Here is a 6,235-nt window from a genome sequence, read left to right as displayed (position 1 = left end):
CCAAGTTACGGCGCTGTTAGCCGCGGCTGCGGTGCGCTGCGGCCGTGTGCCGCCTGTGATGAGATCACCTTGATATGAGCATCAAAGTCGCGCTGGAGCACCGCACCAGCTACACCTTTGACCGGCCGGTCCGGGTGTATCCGCACGTCGTGCGGCTGCGCCCGGCCCCCCACTGCCGCACGCCGCTGGACGCCTACTCGCTGCGCGTCGAGCCCGAAGAGCACTTCATCAACTGGCAGCAGGACGCGGTGGGCAATTTCCTTGCGCGCCTGGTGTTCCCGAACCCGATGCGGCAACTGACCATCACTGTCGGGCTGATCGCCGACCTCAAGGTGATCAACCCGTTCGACTTCTTCATCGAGGACTGGGCCGAGACGTGGCCGGCGGGCGGGTTGACCTATCCCAAGGAGTTGGCCGCCGACCTGGAGCCATACCTGCGGCCCGTCGACGAAGACGGCGAGGGATCGGGTCCCGGCGAGCTCTGCCGGGCCTGGGTGCGCAGGTTCTCGGTGCCCGACGGCACGCGCACCATCGACCTGCTGGTCGCCCTCAACCGCGCCGTCAACGCCGACGTGGCCTACAGCGTGCGAATGGAACCCGGCGTGCAGACACCGGATCACACACTGCGCACCGGGGTCGGCTCGTGCCGCGATTCGGCGTGGCTGTTGGTGTCGATCCTGCGCCAGCTGGGCCTGGCCGCCCGCTTCGTGTCCGGCTATCTGGTGCAGCTGGCTTCCGACGTGGAGGCGCTCGACGGGCCGTCCGGCCCGGCCGCCGACTTCACCGACCTGCACGCCTGGGCCGAGGTCTACATTCCCGGCGCGGGCTGGATCGGGCTGGACCCGACGTCGGGGTTGTTCGCCGGCGAGGGCCACATCCCGTTGGCGGCCACCCCGCAGCCGGCGTCCGCGGCGCCCATCAGCGGCGGCACCGAACCATGCGAATCGGTGCTGGAGTTCTCCAACACCGTCACCCGGGTCCACGAGGACCCCCGCGTCACCCTGCCCTACACCGATTCCGCGTGGCAGACGATCCGCGAGGTCGGTGCGCGCGTCGACGAGCGGCTGGCGGCCGCCGACGTGCGGCTGACCATCGGCGGCGAGCCGACGTTCGTGTCGGTGGACAACCAGGTCAGCGAGGAGTGGACCACGGCCGCCGACGGCCCCCACAAGCGCCGGCGCGCCTCCGACCTGGCCGCGCGCCTGAAGGCGGCGTGGGCGCCGAACGGGCTGGTGCAGCGCGGGCAGGGCCGCTGGTATCCGGGAGAACCGTTGCCGCGCTGGCAGATCGCGTTGTACTGGCGCACCGACGGGCGTCCGCTGTGGAGCGACGACGCGCTGCTGGCCGACCCGTGGGGGGACCGTTCGGAGCCCGTCGACGACGACGCGGGCCAGCGGCTGCTCGCCGCGATCGCCGACGGCCTCGGGCTGCCGCCGTCGCAGGTGCGGGCCGCCTACGAGGACCCGCTGCACCGGCTCGCGACCAAGGTGCGGCAGCCCGACGGCGACCCGGTCGACCCGGGCGACGATCTGGGACCCGGCGACCTGGGACCCGACGACCTGGGACCCGGCGAGGGCGCGGACTCCCCCGCCGCTCGCGCCGCCCTGCTGGCCCGCCTCGACGAGTCCGTCACCGCCCCAGCGGCTTTCGTGCTGCCGCTGCACCGCCGCGACGACGGCCTGGGCTGGGCCAGCGCCGACTGGCGCCTGCGCCGCGGCCGAATCGTGTTGCTGCCCGGCGATTCTCCGGCGGGCCTGCGCCTGCCGCTGGATTCCATCAGCTGGCGGCCGCCGCGCCCGTCGTTCGACACCGACCCCCAGACCGTCGGGGACGCGCTGTCGCCGGAGCCGGGCAGCGCCGTCGTGGAAGGCCCCGAGACCGCGCCGCCCACCGCGATGGTCGCCGAGGTCCGCCATTCAAGTCACGGGGGGCTGCTGTACCTGTTCATGCCGCCCACCGAAGCGCTGGAACACTTCGTCGACCTCATCGCCCGTGTCGAGGCCGCGGCCGCCAAGATCGACTGCCCGGTGGTGATCGAAGGCTACGACCCGCCGCCGGACCCGCGGCTGCGCTCGACGACGATCACCCCGGATCCCGGCGTCATCGAGGTCAACGTCGCGCCCACCGCCAGCTTCGCCGAGCAGAGTCAGCAGCTCGAAACGCTGTATGAGCAGGCCCGCCTTGCGCGGTTATCCACCGAATCCTTCGACGTCGACGGCACCCACGGCGGCACCGGCGGCGGCAACCACATCACGCTGGGCGGCGTCACCCCCTCGGATTCACCGCTGCTGCGGCGGCCGGACCTGCTGGTCTCGCTGCTGACCTATTGGCAGCGGCACCCGTCGCTGTCGTATCTGTTCGCCGGCCGGTTCGTGGGCACCACCTCGCAGGCCCCGCGCGTCGACGAGGGCCGCGCCGAGGCGCTGTACGAACTCGAGATCGCGTTCGCCGAGATCGCGCGGCTATGCGCGGGCGGCGCCCCCAAACCCTGGGTGATCGACCGCGCGCTGCGCCACCTGCTGACCGACATCACCGGCAACACCCACCGCGCCGAGTTCTGCATCGACAAGCTCTACAGCCCCGACAGCGCCCGCGGCCGCCTCGGCCTGCTGGAGCTGCGCGGGTTCGAGATGCCACCGCACCTGCGCATGGCGATGGTGCAGTCGCTGCTGGTGCGCTCGTTGGTGGCGTGGTTCTGGGACGAGCCGCTGCGCGCCCCGCTGATACGGCACGGTGCCAACCTGCACGGCCGATACCTGTTGCCGCACTTCCTGATTCACGACATCGCCGACGTGGCCGCCGACCTGCGCGCGCACGGCATCGCGTTCGAGACCAGCTGGCTGGACCCGTTCACCGAGTTCCGCTTTCCGCGCATCGGCACCGCAGTGTTCGACGGCGTGGAGATCGAACTGCGCGGCGCGATCGAGCCGTGGACCACCCTGGGCGAGGAGGCCACCGCCACCGGCACCGCCCGTTACGTCGACTCGTCGGTCGAACGCATCCAGGTCCGCATCATCGGCGCCGACCGCCACCGCTACGTGGTGACCGTCAACGGCTACCCGGTGCCGCTGCTGGCCACCGACAACCCCGACATCCACGTGGGCGGGGTGCGGTTCAAGGCCTGGCAGCCGCCGAGCGCGCTGCACCCCACCATCAGCACCGACGTGCCGCTGCAGTTCGAGCTGGTCGACCTGACGACGGGCACGTCGCGCGGCGGCTGCACCTATCACGTCGCGCATCCCGGCGGGCGGGCCTACGACGAGCCGCCCGTCAACGCCGTCGAGGCCGAGGCACGTCGCGCCCGCCGCTTCGAGGCGACCGGCTTCACCGCCGGCAAGCTCGACCTGTCGGACATCCGGGAGAAGCAGGCCCGCATCTTCACCGACGTCGGCGCGCCGGGCATCCTCGACCTGCGCCGCGTGCGTACCGTGCAGCGGTAATGGTGTTTGCCGACAGGACATTCGGCGCCGGCGCAGCCCCGGCGGCCGCTGGCGGCCGCCATGAAGACGGCTACAACGACCGCTACGACGCCGACCGCCTGCTGGCCGGGTACCGGGCCGCGCGCGCCCAAGAGGCGCTCTTCGACCTCCGGCACGGCCCGGCCGCCGGCTACGACGAGTTCGTCGACCGGGACGGGAACGTCCGGCCGGCCTGGGCGGAGCTGGCCGACACCATCGCCGAGCGCGGCCGGGCGGGGCTCGACCGGCTGCGCTCGGTGGTGCGCGGCCTGATCGACAGCGACGGCATCACCTACACCGACGTCGATCCCGGCGAGCACGGGCTGGAGCCGCGGGCGTGGATCCTGGACACGCTGCCGCTCGTGCTGTCGGCCGCGGAGTGGGAGACGCTCGAGGCGGGGCTGACGCAGCGGTCCCGGCTGCTCGACGCCGTGCTCGCTGACCTGTACGGGTCGCGCAGCCTGCTCACCGACGGCATCCTGCCGCCGGAGTTGCTGTTCGCCCATCCCGGCTACGTGCGCGCCGCCAACGGCATCGAGGTGCCCGGGCATCACCAACTCTTCCTGCACGCCTGCGACGTCAGCCGGCTACCGGACGGCAGCTTCCGGGTCAACGCCGACTGGACGCAGGCGCCGTCGGGGGCCGGCTACGCGCTGGCCGACCGGCGCGTCGTCGCGCACTCGATTCCCGATCTCTACGAACGGATCGTGCCGCGCCCGACGACGCCGTTCGCCCAGGCGCTGCGGCTGGCGCTGATCGACGCCGCGCCCGACGACGCGCAGGACCCGGTGGTGGTGGTGCTCAGCCCGGGCATCTTCTCCGAAACCGCATTCGACCAGGCGTATCTGGCAACGCTGCTGGGTTTCCCGTTGGTGGAGAGCGCCGACCTGGTGGTGCGCGACGGCAAGTTGTGGATGCGCTCGCTGGGCACCTTGAAACGGGTCGACGTCGTCCTGCGCCGGGTCGACGCCGACTTCGCCGATCCCCTGGATCTGCGGGCCGATTCCCGGCTCGGCGTCGCCGGTCTGGTGGAGGCGTGCCACCGCGGGACGGTGACCGTGGTCAACACGCTGGGCAGTGGCATCCTGGAAAACCCGGGGCTGCTTCGGTTTTTGCCGCAGCTGTCCGAGCGCCTGCTGTCCGAGGCCCCGCTGCTGCAGACCGCGCCGGTCTACTGGGGCGGCATATCCGGCGAACGCTCGCACCTGCTGGCCAATTTGTCGTCGCTGCTGATCAAGTCCACGATCGGTGGGAAAACCTTTGTCGGGCCGACCCTTTCGTCTTATCAGCTGGCGCAGTTGGCCGCCCGCATCGAGAAGATGCCCTGGCAGTGGATCGGCCAGGAGCTGCCGCAGTTCTCGTCGGCGCCCACCGACCATGCCGGGGTGCTGTCGTCGGCCGGCGTCGGCATCCGGTTGTTCAACGTCGCCCAGCGCGGCGGATACGCCCCGATGATCGGTGGCATCGGCTACGTGCTGGCGCCCGGTCCGGCCGCGTACACACTGCAAACCGTTGCGGCGAAGGATGTTTGGGTGCGACCAACGGAACGCGCGCGGGCCGAGGCGGTGAGCCTGCCGTCGCCCGCACCGCCCGCGAAGACGGCCGCGGGCACCTGGGGCGTCAGCTCGCCGCGCGTGCTGTCCGACCTCTTCTGGATCGGCCGTTACGGCGAACGCGCGGAGAACATGGCGCGGCTGCTGCTCGTCGCCCGGGACAGGTTCCACGTCTACCGGCATCAGCAGCACACCGAGGAAAGCGAATGCGTGCCGGTCCTGATGACCGCGCTCGGCCGGATCACGGGAACGGACACGGGGGCCGACGACAGGGCCGACGACGGTGCCAGCGACGGCGCCGAGATGATCGCCGTCGCCCCCTCCACGCTGTGGTCGCTCACCGTGGACCCGGACCGGCCCGGATCGCTGGTGCAGTCGGTGGAAGGTTTGGCGCTGGCCGCCCGGGCCGTACGCGACCAGCTGTCCAACGACACCTGGATGGTGCTGGCCGGGGTGGAGCGCGCGCTGGCCCAGCGGCGGGAGCCGCCGGATTCGCTCGCCGAGGCCGATGCGCTGCTCGCGTCGGCCCAGGTGCAGACGCTGTCCGGGATGCTGACCCTGGCCGGGGTTGCCGGCGAGTCGATGGTGCGCGACGTGGGCTGGACGATGATGGACATCGGCAAGCGCATCGAACGCGGCCTCTGGCTGACCGCGCTGCTTCGGGCCACCCTGATCGCCGTGCGCGGCCCCGCCGCCGAACAGACGATCATCGAGGCGACGTTGGTGGCGTGCGAGTCCTCGGTCATCTACCGGCGCCGCACCGTGGGCAAGGTCAGCGTCGCCGCCGTGGCCGAGCTGATGCTGTTCGACGCGCAGAATCCGCGGTCGTTGCTTTATCAGGTGGAGCGGCTGCGGGCCAACCTCAAGGACCTGCCGGGGGCGTCGGGGTCGTCGCGCCCGGAGCGGCTGGTGGACGAGATCGGCACCCTGTTGCGCCGCTCGCATCCCGCCGAGCTGGAAGTCGTCAGCGCCGAGGGCGTGCGTGCGGAGCTGGCCGGCCTGCTTGGTTCGGTGCACGCGGGGCTGCGCGAGCTCGCCGAAGTAATCACCACCACGCAGTTGGCACTGCCCGGTGGCATGCAACCGCTGTGGGGCCCCGACGTCCGCCGGGTGATGCCGGCCTAGGGCTCGCGGCGAGTTGCATGTTGTGTCATCCGGGTTCGTCGTCGTCGGTGTCGCGGAGGAATCGCTCCGGGTGGTGGTAGGTGTTGGTGCGTGGTTGGC

2 protein-coding genes are annotated in these 6,235 nt (G+C 71.5%); both read left to right on the top strand.

Annotated features, from left to right (window positions below):
- Positions 1-74 precede the first annotated feature (74 nt).
- Positions 75-3,440: a DUF2126 domain-containing protein gene (locus tag A5692_RS27210; protein ID WP_068062604.1), complete on the top strand. Its 3,366-nt coding sequence runs from the start codon at positions 75-77 to the stop codon at positions 3,438-3,440.
- Positions 3,440-6,136: a circularly permuted type 2 ATP-grasp protein gene (locus A5692_RS27205; protein ID WP_068062601.1), complete on the top strand. Its 2,697-nt coding sequence runs from the start codon at positions 3,440-3,442 to the stop codon at positions 6,134-6,136. Before A5692_RS27210 ends, A5692_RS27205 begins: the two co-directional genes overlap by 1 nt.
- Positions 6,137-6,235 lie beyond the last annotated feature (99 nt).

Origin of the sequence: Mycobacterium sp. E342, from assembly GCF_001667665.1 — a bacterium.
In the GTDB taxonomy this organism is placed as follows: domain Bacteria; phylum Actinomycetota; class Actinomycetes; order Mycobacteriales; family Mycobacteriaceae; genus Mycobacterium.
The sequence above is the reverse complement of the archived record's forward strand: the minus strand, read 5'-3'. Positions and strand labels throughout refer to the sequence as shown.